General features: G+C 63.9%; 16 protein-coding genes. 9 read left to right on the forward strand and 7 right to left on the reverse strand.

Going from position 1 to position 16,130, the window contains the following annotated elements:
* Positions 1-44 precede the first annotated feature (44 nt).
* The gene (locus tag WN72_RS14845; protein ID WP_092214793.1) at positions 45-509 is read left to right on the forward strand and encodes a DoxX family protein; all 465 of its coding nucleotides are present in this window, start codon (positions 45-47) and stop codon (positions 507-509) included.
* Between the two features lie 13 nt (positions 510-522).
* Here the strand turns inward: WN72_RS14845 and WN72_RS14850 are convergent, their stop codons facing one another.
* The 3 genes from WN72_RS14850 to WN72_RS14860 form a co-directional block, all read right to left on the reverse strand.
* Positions 523-1,659, reverse strand: a complete 1,137-nt coding sequence (locus WN72_RS14850; protein WP_092214796.1) for a mandelate racemase/muconate lactonizing enzyme family protein — start codon at positions 1,657-1,659, stop codon at positions 523-525.
* Between the two features lie 16 nt (positions 1,660-1,675).
* Positions 1,676-3,133 (reverse strand): sensor histidine kinase, encoded by a 1,458-nt coding sequence (locus WN72_RS14855; RefSeq protein WP_092214987.1) that lies wholly within the window; start codon positions 3,131-3,133, stop codon positions 1,676-1,678.
* A 351-nt stretch (positions 3,134-3,484) separates the two neighbouring features.
* The gene (locus WN72_RS14860) at positions 3,485-3,829 is read right to left on the reverse strand and encodes a DUF1236 domain-containing protein (protein WP_092214799.1); all 345 of its coding nucleotides are present in this window, start codon (positions 3,827-3,829) and stop codon (positions 3,485-3,487) included.
* 138 nt (positions 3,830-3,967) lie between these two features.
* On the opposite strand from WN72_RS14860, the gene WN72_RS14865 reads away from it, so the two are divergent.
* From WN72_RS14865 to WN72_RS14880, 4 genes are all read left to right on the forward strand, one after another.
* Positions 3,968-4,201, forward strand: coding sequence for a hypothetical protein (locus WN72_RS14865; protein WP_027558485.1), 234 nt, complete (start codon positions 3,968-3,970; stop codon positions 4,199-4,201).
* A gap of 387 nt (positions 4,202-4,588) precedes the next feature.
* The gene (locus WN72_RS14870; RefSeq protein ID WP_092214801.1) at positions 4,589-5,587 is read left to right on the forward strand and encodes a TRAP transporter substrate-binding protein; all 999 of its coding nucleotides are present in this window, start codon (positions 4,589-4,591) and stop codon (positions 5,585-5,587) included.
* 83 nt (positions 5,588-5,670) lie between these two features.
* Positions 5,671-6,186: a TRAP transporter small permease gene (locus WN72_RS14875; RefSeq protein WP_027558487.1), complete on the forward strand. Its 516-nt coding sequence runs from the start codon at positions 5,671-5,673 to the stop codon at positions 6,184-6,186.
* Positions 6,183-7,502, forward strand: coding sequence for a TRAP transporter large permease (locus WN72_RS14880; RefSeq protein ID WP_092214804.1), 1,320 nt, complete (start codon positions 6,183-6,185; stop codon positions 7,500-7,502). Before WN72_RS14875 ends, WN72_RS14880 begins: the two co-directional genes overlap by 4 nt.
* A 52-nt stretch (positions 7,503-7,554) precedes the next feature.
* Here WN72_RS14880 and WN72_RS14885 read toward each other — a convergent pair whose 3' ends face one another.
* Positions 7,555-8,829 (reverse strand): serine hydrolase domain-containing protein, encoded by a 1,275-nt coding sequence (locus WN72_RS14885; protein ID WP_092214988.1) that lies wholly within the window; start codon positions 8,827-8,829, stop codon positions 7,555-7,557.
* 163 nt (positions 8,830-8,992) lie between these two features.
* On the opposite strand from WN72_RS14885, the gene WN72_RS14890 reads away from it, so the two are divergent.
* From WN72_RS14890 to WN72_RS14900, 3 genes are all read left to right on the forward strand, one after another.
* Positions 8,993-9,910 carry a dioxygenase family protein gene (locus WN72_RS14890; RefSeq protein ID WP_092214809.1) on the forward strand — a complete coding sequence of 306 codons (918 nt, stop codon included), beginning with the start codon at positions 8,993-8,995 and terminating at the stop codon, positions 9,908-9,910.
* Between the two features lie 79 nt (positions 9,911-9,989).
* Entirely contained in the window at positions 9,990-10,682 is a 693-nt protein-coding gene (locus WN72_RS14895) for a helix-turn-helix transcriptional regulator (protein ID WP_092214813.1), read from the forward strand.
* Between the two features lie 85 nt (positions 10,683-10,767).
* Positions 10,768-11,187 carry a nuclear transport factor 2 family protein gene (locus WN72_RS14900; protein ID WP_092214816.1) on the forward strand — a complete coding sequence of 140 codons (420 nt, stop codon included), beginning with the start codon at positions 10,768-10,770 and terminating at the stop codon, positions 11,185-11,187.
* A 253-nt stretch (positions 11,188-11,440) separates the two neighbouring features.
* Here WN72_RS14900 and WN72_RS14905 read toward each other — a convergent pair whose 3' ends face one another.
* Positions 11,441-11,752 carry a hypothetical protein gene (locus WN72_RS14905; protein ID WP_092214819.1) on the reverse strand — a complete coding sequence of 104 codons (312 nt, stop codon included), beginning with the start codon at positions 11,750-11,752 and terminating at the stop codon, positions 11,441-11,443.
* A 171-nt stretch (positions 11,753-11,923) separates the two neighbouring features.
* On the opposite strand from WN72_RS14905, the gene WN72_RS14910 reads away from it, so the two are divergent.
* Positions 11,924-12,967 carry a medium chain dehydrogenase/reductase family protein gene (locus WN72_RS14910; RefSeq protein ID WP_092214990.1) on the forward strand — a complete coding sequence of 348 codons (1,044 nt, stop codon included), beginning with the start codon at positions 11,924-11,926 and terminating at the stop codon, positions 12,965-12,967.
* Between the two features lie 55 nt (positions 12,968-13,022).
* Here the strand turns inward: WN72_RS14910 and WN72_RS14915 are convergent, their stop codons facing one another.
* Together WN72_RS14915 and WN72_RS14920 are read right to left on the reverse strand one after the other, a co-directional pair.
* Entirely contained in the window at positions 13,023-14,753 is a 1,731-nt protein-coding gene (locus tag WN72_RS14915; RefSeq protein WP_167380741.1) for a bifunctional protein-serine/threonine kinase/phosphatase, read from the reverse strand.
* Between the two features lie 67 nt (positions 14,754-14,820).
* Positions 14,821-15,660, reverse strand: coding sequence for a formate/nitrite transporter family protein (locus tag WN72_RS14920; RefSeq protein WP_027558495.1), 840 nt, complete (start codon positions 15,658-15,660; stop codon positions 14,821-14,823).
* Positions 15,661-16,130: the final 470 nt, after the last annotated feature.

The raw sequence follows: 16,130 nt of genomic DNA on the forward strand, positions 1-16,130 counted from the left end.
GAACGACACTTTGACTGACTAGGCTTTATCAGAGGAGATCCGAAATGCCGACATCCGCTCGTTCCGCCGAGGCCACGGGCTTGCCCGATGCCTTCGTGCTTCTGTTCGCGCGTGTCGCGATCGCGCCGCTATTTCTCTACAGCGGCATCGGGAAGGTGATGGCATTCGCCGTGACGGCCGGCCGTCTGCCCGGAGGCGCGGACGGATTCGGGATGCTCCTCGCCGCCGGCGCCGTTGCGGTCGAGCTTGGATGCGGGACGGCCCTGCTGCTCGGCCTGTTCGCGCGCCAGGCGGCGCTCGTGTTGTTCCTGTTCACGATCGCGGCGACGCTGATGTTCCACAATTTCTGGGCTGCGCCGGAGGCGCAGGTCGTCGTGCAGACCATCAACTTCCTGAAGAATCTCGGTCTGCTTGGCGCTCTTGCGCTCATTGCCTCTTTTGGGCCGGGTGCCTATGCCGTGCAGGCCGCCATCAAGCCCGGCTCCAAAGGTGCTCCCGAGCTGACCTGATCCCCCGCTACGCCTAAGCGCCGACTGTAAAGCGCGCAAGCGCCTCGCGGTCGACCTCGATGCCGAGGCCCGGCCCATCCGGCACGCGCACGACCCCGTTCGCGTGCTCGATCGGCGTCTTCAAGATCGCCTGCCGGATCGGATGTTCCGTGCGGTCGAATTCGAGCAGCGGCTCGAGCGGCGTCAGTGACGTCGGCGTGTGCGAGGGCAGCACGGCGAGGAGCTGGAGCGAGGCCGCGATCGCGATGCCGGTGCCCCAGACATGCGGATTGTAGCGGATGCCGAACGCCTCGCTCATGTCGGCGATCTTCTTGCATTCGGTGAGGCCACCGGCCGCGCAGGTGTCGGGCTGGGCGATGTCGAGCGCATGCGAGGCAAACAGGTCGCGGAAGCCGAAGCGCGTGAATTCGCACTCGCCGCCGGCGACGGGAATGGAGAGCGCGGATCGCACCGCGCGGTAGCCCGCGACGTCCTCCGGCGGCACCGGCTCCTCGAACCACCCGATGTCGCAGGGCTCGATCATGCGGCCGAGCCGGATCGCAGCAACCGCGTCATAGGCGTGGTTCGCGTCGACCATCAGCGCGACATCGCCACCGATCGCTTCCCGCACGGCGCGCGTCACCGCGGCGTCCTCGGCGATGCCGAAGCCGACCTTCAGCTTCACAGCGCGAAAACCTTCGGCGGCATAACCGGCGGCTTCCTCCGGGAGATATTTCAGCGGGTCGCCCGCTTTGCGCCGATAGAGCCCGGTCGCGTAGGCCTGCACCTCCTTGCGCGCCGCGCCGCCGAGAAGCACGTAGGCGGGCACGCCAAAATGCCTGCCCTTGATGTCCCACAGCGCGATGTCGATGCCGCTCAGTCCCTGGATCACGACGCCTTTCTGGCCGTGGTCGCGCAGGCGCGCGTAGACCATCTGCCACAGCACGTCGGTGCGCAGCGGATCCTTGCCGATCAGCCACGGCGCGATGTTCTGTACCACCGCCGCCGTCATCCGCTCAGGGCCGTAGCACTCGCCCCAGCCGGTCAGGCCCGCGTCGGTCTCGATCTCCACCAGCATCGCGGTACGCGTGTCGTACCAGGCGCGTGAATAGGCGAAGGGCTGCGAGAGTTTTGCTTCGAGGATGTGTGCCCGAACTTTCGTGATCTTCATCGCCGATCCTCCTCGTTCATCGCGTCTCGTCCAGCGCGCAGGTGATCGTGCAGACCACGCCGCGCGGCAGGAAGTCGACGGTGGCCTCGCCGCCGAGCTGGTCGCGGGCGCTGCGCTCGATCAGGCGCGAGCCGAAGCCGCGCCGCACCGGCTCCGTCACCGGCGGCCCGCCGATCTCGGTCCAGATCAGCCTTAGCCGCGGCTTCGGTGTATCGGCGATGACCTCCCAGTCCAGCGTCACCCGGCCGGTCTCGTTCGACAGCGCGCCGTATTTCGCGGCGTTGGTGGCGATCTCGTGCACGATCATCGACAGCACCACGGCAAGCCGCGGCGACAGCGGCACGTCGGGTCCGGCCATGCGGATGCGGTCGGGATTGCTGAGCAGGAACGGCTGGAGCGCGCGGGCGATCACCTCGCGCAGCTCCGAGCCCGCCCATTTCTCCTGGCTGAGCAGATTGTGCGCCTCGGCGAGCGCGCCGAGCCGTCCCTCGAACTTGGTCCGCTCGTCGCGGCTGGCGCTGCGGAAGGTCTGCACCGCGATCGCCTGCATCAAGGCCAGCGTGTTCTTGACGCGATGATTGAGCTCCTCGATCAGCAGATTGTGCAGCATCTCGCCGCGCGCGATCGTGGTCGCCATCCGCACCGCGAAGGTGAGGCCGATCAATAGCAGCACGCCGCCGATCAGGCTGGAGATCGCAATATTGCGCCACAGCGGCGCGATCAACGAGCTTTCCGGCACGCCCGCGGCGATCGTCCATCCGGTCAGTCGCGATCGCGTGTAGGCGGACGCGAGCGCAACGCCGTCGAGCGAGATCGAGGAGAGGCTCGCCTCGGGCGTGCGAAACATTTCCGCAAACAGCGAGGGCGAGGCGCGCTTGCCGAAGGTCTCACCGGGATTGGGCACGCGGGCGAACACCGTGCCGGTGGTGTCGAGCAGTGATACCGTCCACTGCTGGTCGGGCCGCTGCTTCTCGACCAGCTCCTGGAAGATGCTGACCGGCGGAGAGAAGCAGAGATCGTAGATTACCTCGCCGTCGCGGAAGACCGGTACCTCGACGGTCAACACCTGTCGCCCGTTGATCGCGCCGGTGAACAGGTCGGAATATTGCGGCGCCTTGGTCGCAAACACCTTCTCGACGGTCTCCAGATGGCTGCGCCGCGGCAGGCTTGCGGTGTCCTCCGTCGCCGAGGAGAACAGCACGCGGCCCTTGCGGTCGGAGATCAGCAGCAGGCCACCCTTGCCGTACTGATCGAGGAAACCGAGCGCGATGCGGCGGAAGTTCGGGAAATCGTCGTCGCGCAGCGCGTTCGTCAGCGCGAGCACCTGCAAGCCGCCGGTCATCCGCTGCACCTCGGAATCGAGCACGAGGCGCATGCTTCGCACCGTCTCCACGACGCGCTGCGTCGCGTCACTGCGGTCCTGGCGGTAGTTGGAATAGGCAAGGCCGACCGCGAAGACGATCAGCGGCAACATCGTTCCCGTGACCAGAAGGGCAAGCCGGACCGGCAGGGTGAGCTTTGACAAAACGCGGGCGTCCCGGTTCCGGCGCAACGGCACCGGATTATGATTTTGAACAGGACCATACGGGCGGGCTTTGCGCGGCGCCACGATTTTCGCATGCGGCGAGCGGTCTTGGAGAGCGATATTGCAGCGCAGTTGCGGGACGCCCTGCGCTTCAGGTCATGCTGATTGCGGTCAATAGTAGACACATGGCGTAAACAGCCGCCAGGCTGAGCCCGGCGATCCGGGCTTCTCGATGCGATCTCATGCGCTGAACTCCGGAAAGGGCGGCTGCCGTTGGGGCCGCCACCCGTCCGTTACGCCTTAATCGATTTCCTGAACGACGGTGCGCGAGCCGGGATCGACCAGCATCACGCGATCGCCAGAACAGACGTAGCGATATTTCGTCAGCGACGGACCCCAGTCCGCCGGAACGGCTTCGAGCTCGACCTCGCTCGGAACTGTCGCGCCGACGATGATCTTTTCCTTCGTCGTCACCGGGCGGATGCGATGCTCGGTGACGTAGGATTTGATCTTGGTGCGATATTGCGGCTCGATCTGCACGGCGGCCGCATGGCCGGTTCCGGTGGTGGTCACCACGGTGGATTGCGCGAACGCGCCGGTCGAGATCATCACCACTGCCGCGGATAGCAGGAACAGCTTCTTCATCTTGTCCTCCTCATGGGAATAAGCGCCGCAACAACATCCCACCGTGCATGGCGTTCCCGCCTCCAGGAACAAACTACCGCTTTTTCCCGTTTGTGACTCGACCGGGCCGAATGCCCGGAACTGGAGGAGGAGAGAAAGATGAAGCTGAAAATCGCAACTGCGGCACTGATGGTTGCTGCAATGTCCCTGCCGGCGTTCGCTGCCGACGAGTTCTATGTCGTGCAGGACGTCAAGACCAAGAAGTGCACCATCGTCGACAAGAAGCCGATGGACTCGTCCATGACCGTCGTCAGCCCCTCGGGCACGATCTACAAGTCGCGCACCGAAGCCGAAAGCGGCATGAAGACCGTCAAGGTCTGCACGTCGAACTGAGGAGGATGACACATGCCAGTTCTGATCTTGTGGGCCGTGCCAACTGTGCTGGTGATCGGTGGCGGCATTTATCTGATTGGCCACATGCACTAGGGGCCTGTCGCGGAAGACGCGCGGGTCACTTGCGTGCAGCGCACTGGTCCGCACGTCTTCCGGTATCCCGCGCGAGCGGGGAGGTTGCCCATGCGACCCGCTGCGCGCCGGCAGCAGCGCGAGTTGCAGTGCAACAGGTCGTCCAGGAGCAGTCCTGCGACGAAGAGTACCTCCGGCGCGTGCGAAATGACTTTCGTCCCGCCGGGGTTTTTCATACGCTTCCCCTCGCAAGCCGCATACCGGCTGCGCGCACGGCCCGGCAACAGGGCCAGAGCATCAAAGGGAGGGGAGACGATGAAGCGACGATCATTCCTCGCTGGTATCGGTGCAACCACTGCGGCGGCCACGATCGGCATGCCGTCGATCCTCAGGGCGCAGGCACCGATCACGCTGAACGGCGCGGTCCAGTTCAACGACGACCATGCCTTCAACCGGGCACTGATCCGGTTCGAGGAGCTAGTGAAGAAATATTACGGCAAGCCCGTCAATTTCACCCTACACAAGAACTCCTCGCTCGGTCTCGAGAAGCAGTATTTCGAGTACATGTCGCAGGGCAAGGCGGTCGATTACGGCATCGTCTCGCCGGCCCACATGTCGACCTTCGCCAAGGCGGCTCCGTTCATCGATGCGCCCTTCGTGTTCAAGGGCATCGAGCACATGAACAAGGTCGTCGAAGCCAGTATCCTGGCGCCGATCGCCGACGAGGTCGCGGCGAAAGCCGAGGTGGTTCTGATCGGTTATTCCGGCGGCGGCATCCGCAATATCTTCGCCAACAAGCCGCTCAAGAATCTCGCCGACCTCAAGGGCCTCAAGGTTCGCGTGCAGGGCGCGCCGATCTGGTCGAAGACCTTTGCGGCCGTCGGCATGAGCCCGACGGTGATCGCCTATAACGAAATCTACAATGCGATCCAGAACGGCGTGATATCGGCCGGCGAAAACGAGGCGGCCGGCGTCGAGGCGATGAAGTTCTACGAAGTGGCCCCGCATCTCAGCCTCACTCAGCATGCCGTTTCGATCCGGCCGATCTGCTTCTCGGTGAAGACGCTGAAGACGTTGCCGAAGGACTTGCAGGACGCGATCATGAAGGCCGGCAAGGAAGCCGGCGACTACGGCCGTCAGCTGGAATCGAGCGAAGAGGTCATCAAGCTCGACACGCTCGAGAAGGCCGGCAAGCTCAAGCGCGTTCCCTTCGAGGAGCGGGACGCCATGAAGAAACTCGCCGACCCCGTGATGGCCACCTACGCCAAGGAGATTGGCGCAGAGGGCATCTTCGAGAAGATCAACGTCGCCTGAGCGCGTCGCATCTGCCGACGCATGTCCGGGCAAGCCCCGCTTCTTGCCCGGCCGTGGCGCATGAGTTGCCGCACGGAGTCCCGATGTCCGACATGCCCGTCCCGTCCCCACCGTCGCTGTGGCGTCGCGTCACGGCGGCATATGCGAAACTGCTGGAAATCCTGCTTGCGGCCTGCGTCGGCATTCTCGTCGTCCCCGTGACGCTGCAGATCATCTCGCGCTACACGCCCTTCATTCCTTCCTATATCTGGACCGAGGAGATGGCGCGGTTCCTGTTCGTCTGGACGATCATGATCGGCGCCATGGTCGGTGTGCGGGAAGCGCAACATTTCGAGGTCGACGTGTGGCCCGATCTGGCACGGCGGTCGGAGGCTGCGGTGCGGATCCTCGCGCGGCTCGGGGTGCTGGCGCTGGCGCTGGTGTTCGTGTCGGCCGGTCTCGAGTTCACCCGCTTTGCCTGGAACAGGACTTCGGAGCTGGCCGATCTGCCGCTTTGGCTAATTCACGTCGCCTGGCCCCTGACCGGCGCGACGTGGATCGTCTTTGCGGGCGAACAGATCGTCGATGAAATGCGCGTTCTGGTCGGGGCACCGCGATGAGCGGCAATGTACTCTCAGCCGGACAGGCTGCGGTGGTGCTGTTCGGCGTCTTCATCGGCTTGCTCATCGTGCGCGTGCCGGTCGCCTTCGCGCTCGGGCTTGCCTGCGTGCCGATCCTGCTGGTCGAGCCGCGTCTGTCTTTGATGACGCTCGCGCAGGAGACCGTCAATGCCTACAATTCATTCATCCTGCTGGCGGTGCCTTTCTTCCTGTTGACGGCGAACCTGATGAGCATCGGCGGCATCACCGACCGCCTGGTGGCGTTGTCGCGCTCGATGGTCGGGCATTGGCCGGGGTCCCTGGCGCAGATCAACGTCGTGCTGTCGGTCTTCTTTGCCGGCATTTCGGGTTCGTCGACGGCTGACGCGGCGAGCCAGTCAAAAATCTTCATCGATGCGCAGACCAAGGAAGGCTACGACCTTTCGTTTTCCATCGCCATCACGGCGGTGTCGGCGGTTCTGGCGGTCATCATCCCGCCGTCGATCCTCATGATCGTGTGGGGCGGGCTGATCTCGACCTCGATTGCGGCGATGTATCTGGCCGGCATCGTGCCGGGTCTGCTGATCGCAGGCGCGCAGATGGCCACGGTGCACATCTATGCGGTGCGCCGCGGCTACCCGACCTATCCGAAGGCGACCTGGGTCGAGATGCGATGCGCCATTTGGCAGTCGATACCGGCCATGATGACGCCGTTCATCATCGTCGGCGGCATTCTGCTCGGGTGGTTCACCGCGACCGAGTCCGCTTGTGTCGCGGTGCTTTATTCCATAGCGCTCTCGGCGTTCTTCTACCGCGAGACGGGGCCGCGCGAATTGTACAAGGCCCTGCTCGACACCGGGCGCCTAGCCGGTGTCGCGCTGTTTTGCGTCGGCACCGCAAGCGCGTTTGGCTGGCTGCTCGCCTACTACAGGATCCCGCAGGAGCTGCTGGCCAACGTCTCGACATGGGGCATGGACGCTGTCACCGCCGGCTTCTTCATCTCCTTCTGCTTTCTGGTGGTGGGCTGCTTCCTCGACGCCATTCCGGCCATCATCATCGTCGGCACCGTGCTGGAGCCGCTGGCCAAGGCCGTCGACCTTCATCCGGTCCAGTTCGCGATCATTTCGATCGTGTCGCTGGCCTTCGGACTGGTGACGCCTCCTTACGGCTTATGTCTCATGATCGCCTGTTCGGTCGCAGGCGTGAGGCTGCGCTATGCGTTGAAGGACACGGTGATCATGCTGGTTCCGATGCTGCTCGTGCTGGCGGCAGTCATCGTCTGGCCGAGCGTGTCGCTGTTCCTGCCGCGCCTGATCGTGCCGGAGATGCTCAAATGAGCTCTGATCGTGCGATCCCGCGTCCGTCGGCCGCGGGATCGATTCCACTGGTCTACAGATTGCTCTCGGTGATCGCGGCATAGACCATGCTGCGCAGCTCGCGCCGGAGCGGATAGGCGCTGGACGGCAGCACCTGCGTCATGAAGATGGTGATCAGTTCCTCGGCCGGGTCGATCCAGAACGAGGTGGTGGCCGCGCCGCCCCAATTGTACTCGCCCGGGCTGCCGGCGATCAGCGTCTCGGCCGGGCGCATGGTGACGGCAAAGCCGAGGCCGAAGCCGATGCCGTTGTAGGTGGCCTCCGAGAACAGCGAGCGCGAGACCTCGGGCAGCGCGCGGCCGCCCGGAATGTGGTTGGTCGTCATCAGCGCCAGCGTCTTCGGCCCGATCAGCCTGACACCGCCGAGCTCGCCGCCATTGAGCAGCGCGCGGCAGAAGGTGAGATAGTCGGCAACCGTCGAGCACAGTCCGCCGCCGCCGGAGATGAAGGAGGGCGGGGTGAGGAACGAGCTCGTCGCCGGGTCGTCCTGGAGCGTCAGCCCTTCGCGGCGCTGACCGGCATGGAAGGTCATGCCACCGCCGGGATCGGCCGAGTAGCAGGCCGCAAAACGATGCGCCTTCGAGGCCGGCACGTGGAAATCGGTGTCCGTCATCCCGAGCGGGTCGAGGATGCGCTGCTTCAGGAACTGCTCGAACGGAATCCCCGAGATCTTGCCGATGAGATAGCCGATCACGTCGGTTGCGACCGAGTAATTCCAGGACTCGCCCGGCGAGAACTCCAGCGGGATTTTTGCGAGGCCCTCGATCATGGTCTGGAGCGTGCCTGATTTCTCGACCTCGCCGATCTTCTCGGTGCGATAGGCTGCATCGACATTGGAGCGCTGCTGGAAGCCGTAGGTGAGACCGGCGGTGTGGCGCAACAGGTCGACGATCAGCATCGGCCGGGACGGCGGCCGGGTCAGGAACGCCGGCGCGGTGCCGGCGACGAACACTCCGAGGTCCTTCCATTCCGGAATGTATTTTGCGACGGGCTCGTCGATCGCGACGAGGCCTTCCTCGACCAGCATCATGAACGCGATGCTGGTGAGAGGCTTGGTCATGGAATAGATGCGGTAGATGGTGTCGTCCTTGACCGGCAGCTTGCGCTCGAGATCGGCAAAGCCCTGAACCGAGGAGTGCGCGACCTTGCCGCGGCGGTAGACCAACAGATGCGTGCCAGGGAAGCGGCCGGCATCGATGTAGCGGCGCTTCAGATGCGCATCGACGCGGTCGAGCGCGGCCTTGGACATGCCGACGGATTCGGGCGAGGCGGGGGTGGGCGCGAGCATCAAGTTCCTCCGGGCAGTTTTGTCGGATGTTGATAGCCAAATGGCGCCCCCATTCCAAGCCGGTTGCGCTTAACGCGGCCCCGCCGATTGGTGTAGGCTCCGCCCTGGAACGCCTCCAACGAGCCCACCCGGGCCAACGAGAAAAACGCGAGGGCAAACGCTTATGACCCAGTTCAACGAGACCGAACTCACTGAAGCCGTCGTCAAGAGCTTCGACAGCACACCGAATCCGCGGGCGAAATTCCTGCTCCAGGAATTGGTGAAGTCGCTGCACGATTACGTGAGCAAGACCGGTCTCACCTTCGAGGAATGGGAATACGCCATCGATTTCCTGACCCGGACGGGGCAGAAATGCACCGACACCCGCCAGGAGTTCATCCTGCTGTCCGACGTGCTCGGCGTCTCCATGCTGGTCGATGCGGTCAACCACAGGGATCGCGACGGCGCCACCCAGACCACTGTGCTCGGCCCGTTCTATGTCGGCGAGCACAAGGTGACTGCGCACGGCACCGATATCTCGCCGAACAACCAGACCGGCGAGCGGATGTTCGTGCAGAGCCGCGTCACGGATCTGAAGGGCCAGCCGCTCGCGGGCGTCCCCGTCGACGTCTGGCACGCCGATGACGACGGCTTCTACGATTCACAGAAGGCGAACTACGACGAGGTCGGCGCCTCCGCTCGGGCGCGCTTCATCACCGATGGCGACGGCCGCTTCTTCTTCCGCACCATCTTGCCGTGCAGCTACCCGATCCCGACCGATGGCCCGGTCGGCGAGATGATCATGCAGACCAAGCGCCATCCGATGCGTCCCGCCCATGTGCACTTCCTGGTCAACGCCAAGGGCTATGAACCGCTGATCACCCACGTCTTCATGGACGGCGACAAATATCTCGATTCCGACGTGGTGTTCGGCGTCAAGGACGACCTCGTCGCCAAGGTCGAGCCGCGCAACGAGCCTGAGATGCCCGACGGCACCAAGGCGAACGGGCGGTGGCACCTGATGACTTACGAATTCCACCTCAAGCCCGGCGGCGGCATGGCGCCGAAGCCGCTCGGGGTGAAGGCGGCGGAGCCGGCGTGAGGGCTCAGCGCTCCCGAGGCGCGCGATCTGCGCTATTGGCGTGCCGGCGTGGTTCGGCCGCCTTGGAGGATTGTCCAAAATGTCCCGGTCCGAGAGGCTCCTCGAACTCATCCAGTTCCTTCGAACCCGGCGACGTCCGGTTGCGGGAGCGCAACTCGCCGATGAGTTCGGCGTCTCGCTGCGAACTATCTATCGCGACATACAGACGCTGACCGCCAGAGGCGCGCCAATCGAGGGCGAGGCCGGCGTCGGGTACGTGCTTCGACCCGGCTTCACGGTGCCGCCGCTGATGTTCTCGCGTGACGAAATCGAGGCGCTGGCGCTCGGCTCGCAGATGGTGGAGCGGAGCGCGGACGCTGCGCTTACGAAGGCCGCGCGCAACGCATTGGCGAAGATAGCAGCGGTCTTGCCTGCGGAGAGAAGCAATGAGGCCAACGCCTCCGGCGTTGTTGCAGGTCCCGTCAAATGGATCGGAGCCGAGAGCGTCGACATGGCACTCGTTCGGGACGCCATCCGGCTGGAGCGCAAGCTGTGGATCCATTACCGCGACGAAGTGGGCGTGCTGACCGAACGCAGGATATGGCCGATCCTTCTTACCTTTTGCGCGACGGTGCGACTGCTTGCGGCGTGGTGCGAACTGCGCGAGGGCTATCGGCAATTCCGTACCGACCGGATCGTGGCGTTCATCGAGACCGGAGAGGCCTATCCGAGACGCCGCCACGCACTCGTGAAGGAATGGCGGGAAATCGAGGGATTGCCCGAACTCGCCTGATCTGCTGCTGACGGAATCTGTCAGTTCGAGTCCGCTAGGATTGCGCTGCCATCCGGCCGCATCAGCCGGGCTACGAGGAGCGCCTATGCCGACAGAATCTCAAAACAGCCAGCTTACCCTCCAGGACGCTGAGGCAGTGCTCGATCGTGCCCAGCAATTGATGAGTGCGGGCGATATCGCCGGCGTGATGAAGACCTTTGCCGCGGATGTCGTGGTCAGGTTTGCGGACTTTCGCGAAACACGTGGCAGGCCGCCGCTCGAGAAGTTTCTGCTCGCGCGTTTTGCGCGTCAGAAGAATTACCGGCTGAAGAAACGACTGCGCGCGGTATCGGGCAATGTAATTGCGTGCTCCTGGGTGGGGGAATGGGATGACGGGCGAGACGGCCGCAAGATGCAGGGGCGTGGAATTGAGCTCCTCACCATGCGCGGCGGCGAAATAGCCGAATGGGAAGCGACGTTCAACGTCTGGGCAAAAGACAGCTCGTCGTCGCTGCCCATCGTCTAGCCAGCTGGAAGCTGACGTCAGCGGCTTGATCAGTCTGAGCCCTACCGGGCGTGCAGCAGCGCCAGCAGCACGATGACCGCGCAGGCAAGCGCCGCCGAGGTCAGCTTCCAGAACATCAGCGGGCTGCGCTCCGGAAAGCGCGCAGGCCCGCGGCGATCTCACGCGATATCCGCGTTGGACCAACGCTCGACATCGGCCGCGCAGCAAGAGACCGCCCGAGGGCGGTCTCGCATTTGAGAGAGAAGGCGCTCTGTCAAAGATCGACTTGGATGGCAACGTTGGAGCGTACCCAATCCGATTGCCCGGCCTTGAGCCGCTTGGCTTGAAATTCAACAAAAGCCGGATCGGCACCCAGTGATGCTAAGGTGCGCCCATAAGCTTCTACACTATCGAAGCGAGCGACGAAGGCATAGTTTCCGATCTCGCCGCCGATCACCGACCAATAGCTGACATCGGCCCCGTGTTTCTTCCAAAGTGACGCGGCCTCCTTTGCCAGCTGCAAGACGGTCGCAAGATCACTACCGGGTCTTGGATGCGAAACGAACTGCATTATGACTGCAGGCATTTTCCCCTCCAATGAGCAAATGATGACGCCAAACAACCGGGTTGGTCATTTGGCTAGAGGAGAATTCCAAAGAGTGCAGCCGCAAGCTTGATCTGGATCAATTCCATTTCTCCGGCCCGGCGGCATTCTGACCGTCCTTGCGCTGAATGGCGGCACTGCATGGAGAGGGCCATGATCGAGCAGCGCAATCGAGTTGTTCAGGTCAGCCGCTTCGGTGATCCCGAGAGACTGGAGGTTATCGACGCTCCCCTGCCGACCGCTGGCTCGGGCGAGGTGCGCGTTCGCGTACTCGCGTCGAGCCTCAACTACACCGAGGTGTTGATCAGGCGCCATCTATATCCGCAAACGATGCGCCTCCGGCCGCCGTTCGTGATGGGTTACGACGTGGTGGGGACAATTGATCAGCTCGGCGAAGGCGTGCACGATTTTCGGATTGGCGATCGCGTGGCCGACATGACCGTGGTCGGGTCCAACGCCGATTATCGGACGCTTCAGGCGAACGACGTGGCCCGCGTGCCGGCGGACGTCGACCCGGCTGAAGCGGCTGCGCTCATTTTGAGCTGGACGACCGCGCACCAGCTTCTGCACCGCGCGGCCAAGGTCCGGCGCGGCCAACGTGTGCTCGTGCACGGCGCCGCCGGCGCAGTCGGCCAGGCGTTGCTCGTGCTCGGGAGATTGGCCGGTCTCGAGCTGTGGGGCACTGTACGCCGCGAGCACATGGCGCTCGTCCATGACCTCGGGGCAACGCCGATCGACTACCAGCATGAGGACTTCACGCGGATTGTGCCGGGTGGGTTCGACGTCATCGTCGACGGCGTTGGCGAAGACGGCTATCGCCGCTCATACGCGGCGCTCAAGCCAGGTGGCCTGCTCTGTGCCATCGGCTTTTCGGCGAGCGTGCAGGCGCAGCGTCGAATGCTTCCTATCTTGATGGAGATCGCGCGCCTTTACCTGTGGAGACTGTTGCCCGGCGGCAAGCGAGCCCGCTTTTACTCGGTAAATGCCATGCGGGCGCGGCATCCCACCTGGTTCAAGGAGGACCTGGAGCAACTGTTCGTGCTTCTGGCAAGCGGCGCCATCCGGCCGCGCATTGCCGAGCGAATCGCCTTCGAGGAGGTCGCCGATGCGCACCGTCGCCTCGAGGCTGGCGGTCTTGAGGGCAAGCTCGTGCTCTGCCCGGATCTCTCCTCGCGACGCAGCCAGCGCGCCGCCTGACGCAGCGCGCCGGCACGATACACCCCCGACGTCTCGGCCGCGGTGGACCGCGGCCCTAGCGCGCGTGCAGCAGCGCCAGCAGCACGACCACCGCGCAGGCAAGCACCGCCGAGGTCAGCTTCCAGAACATCAGCGGGCTGCGCTCCAGGAGCGGCGTGATCCGCGTGTCGAGATAGGCCGGATTGGGCGTGCGCAGCTCGTAGACGAATTCGGACAGGTCCTCGTGGCGCTTGTAGGGATCGGGATGCAGCGCGCGGCGCAGCGCGCCGTCGACCCAGGCGGGCACGTTGCGGTCGTCATCGGCCGGGCGGTATTTCAGCCGCCGCACGTCCGCCTTGCGCCGGATCCTGGCGACCTGGGTGCCGTAGGGGAGCTTGCCCGTCAGCATCTGGTAGCAGATCACGGCGAGCGAAAACATGTCGGAGCGCGGCGAGCCGCCTTGCCTGAGAAAATACTCCGGCGCGGTGTACTGGACCGTTCCCAGGATATCGTCGGTCTCGTCTGGCGGCGCGGCCTCGGCGACGCCTGCGACCCTGACCGAGCCGAAGTCGATGATCTTCGCGGTGCCGGTCTTGTCGATCAGGATGTTGTCTGGCCTGAGATCCTGATGCAGCATCTCCATGCGGTGGAAGGCGCGCAGGCCCGCGGCGATCTGCTCGACGAGGCCGCGGACGGTCTCGAGATCGGGACGTGGATTGTCGGTCATCCACTGCCGCAAGGTTTGGCCTTCGACGAATTCGGTCGCGACATAGAGATAGCTGCGCCGCCGCGATTGTGAGAGCGGTTTGAGCACATGCGGGCTGTCGATCCGGCGCGCGATCCACTCCTCCATCAGGAAGCGCTTCAGATAGGCGGCGTTGTCGCGCAGGTCGATCGACGGCAGTTTGAGCGCGACCGGCTGCTCGGTCTCGGCGTCGACGGCAAGATAGATGTGGCTGCGGCTGCTGCCGTGGATCTCCCGGACAATCCTGTAGCCGTCGAACATCGCCCGCGGTTCCGGCAACGGCGGCAGCGGCAGCTCCGAGGTCTGATTGAAGATGCCGGAGGGCTCGCGCTGCGGCACCGCGTCGATGCGCAGGATCTGCACGGTGATGTTGTCGTCGCTGCCGCGCCGGTAGGCTTCCTCGACGATTGCCTTCGCCGCGGCGTCGAGCTCGCCTGCATGCTCGTTGATGGCGCTCGTGACGAAGCGCGGGTCGACGAATTCATAGGCGCCGTCGGTCGCGAGAAGGAAAGTGTCGCCGGCCTCGATCTCCAGCGCCTGGTAGTCGATCTCGAGCTGCGGGTTGATGCCAAGCGCGCGGCCGAGATAGGTCTGCTCGGATGAGACGATGATGCGGTGATCGTCGGTCAGCTGCTCGAGCGCCTTGCCGGCGAGGCGGTAGATGCGGCAGTCGCCGACATGGAAGATGTGCGCGGTGGTCGCCTTGATGACCATGGCGCTCAGCGTGCAGACATAGCCCTTGTCGCGGTCATAGGCATATTGGCTCTTGCGCGTCTGCGCGTGCAGCCAGGAATTGGTCGCGTCCAGCACGCGGCGGGCGGAGGTCTTCACCGTCCAGGATTCCGACGTGCAGTAATAGTCCATCAGGAAGCTCTTGACCGCCGACTCGCTGGCGATCTGGCTCACCGTGCTGCTGGAGATGCCGTCGGCGAGGACGGCTGAAATGCCCTTCAGACTGAGCAGCGGCTCGTCCGGAATCAGGACACCGTGAAAATCCTGGTTGACGGGCTTGCGACCCTTGTCCGAGTGCTGGCCGATCGAAATCAGGAGTCCGCGCGTCATCGTCGTCACCAAGGCGAAGAGAGCCTTACCCTAACCGGGCGAGGCTCTCTTGTTGAGGTGCCTGCGATCAGGCCGCGACGCGGGGCGGCGTCACCTTGCCAGGCTGGCGCTTCGGCAGGGTCATGACATGCGTGGCGTAAAGGGTCATGCCGGTAAAGGCGAGGCCGCCGACGAGATTGCCGAGCACGGTCGGGATCTCGTTCCAGATCAGATAGTCCATGATCGAGAACTTCGCGTGCAGCATCAGGCCGGACGGGAACAGGAACATGTTCACGACCGAGTGCTCGAACACCATGTAGAAGAACACCAGGATCGGCATCCACATCGCGATGACCTTGCCGGGGACCGAGGTCGAGATCATGGCGCCGACAACGCCGGTCGAGACCATCCAGTTGCAGAGCATGCCGCGCATGAACAGCGTCGCCATGCCGGCCGCGCCATGCGCGGCATAACCCAGCGTCCGGCCTTCGCCGATATTGCCGATGGCGGTGCCGATCTTGTCGGGGTCCTGCGTGAAGCCGAAGGTGGTGACGAAGGCCATCATGAACGCGACCGTGAAGGCGCCGCCGAAATTGCCCAGGAAGACCAGGCCCCAGTTGCGCAGCACGCCACCGAACGTGACGCCGGGGCGCTTGTCGATCAGGGCGAGCGGCGAGAGCACGAACACGCCGGTGAGGAGGTCGAAGCCCAGCAGGTACAGCATGACGAAGCCGACCGGAAACAACAGTGCGCCGACCAGCGGCTGGCCGGTGTTGACGTTGATGGTGACGGCGAACCAGGCGGCGAGGGCGAGAATGGCACCAGCCATATAGGCGCGGATGACCGTATCCCGGGTGGACATGAAGATCTTGGACTCACCCGCATCCACCATCTTGGTGACGAATTCCGAAGGCGCGAGATACGACATCAATGGTTCCTTTTGCTTCGTAAGTGAGATCGACGCTCTCGCAAGAGAGCGGCTGAACGTCATTGGCCGTGCGGGTGGCCTGCCGCGCACGAGAGTTGGGAGATTTGGAAGCCCTGGGAATCGCGTCACGACGACTGAGCCGAGAAGGGCCGCGAAGCAAGTTGAGCTTCCTCTTGCGGCCGCCAGAGGCCGCAGCAATGCGGCAAGCCGCAGTCTTCGTTGACACCTAGATAGAAGCAAGTTGCGTGCCGAGCGCGAGAATTCTGAAAGCCGAGTGATATCAGTGCGATGGCGCGCCATTGGATCGCGCCTTTGGACGCCCGCCGGCCTCTTGCATAAGCGACTGCACAAGACTTGTGCGCCGCACAAAGATTGAGCAAGCCGCAAATTCGGCGAGCGGATCTCGCCTGCGGCAGGCTGGCGCAGAGCCTATAACCCATTCAACAAGAATGGCTTTTTGCCATCGTGGG

This window comes from Bradyrhizobium arachidis, from assembly GCF_015291705.1.
In the GTDB taxonomy this organism is placed as follows: Bacteria; Pseudomonadota; Alphaproteobacteria; order Rhizobiales; family Xanthobacteraceae; genus Bradyrhizobium; species Bradyrhizobium arachidis.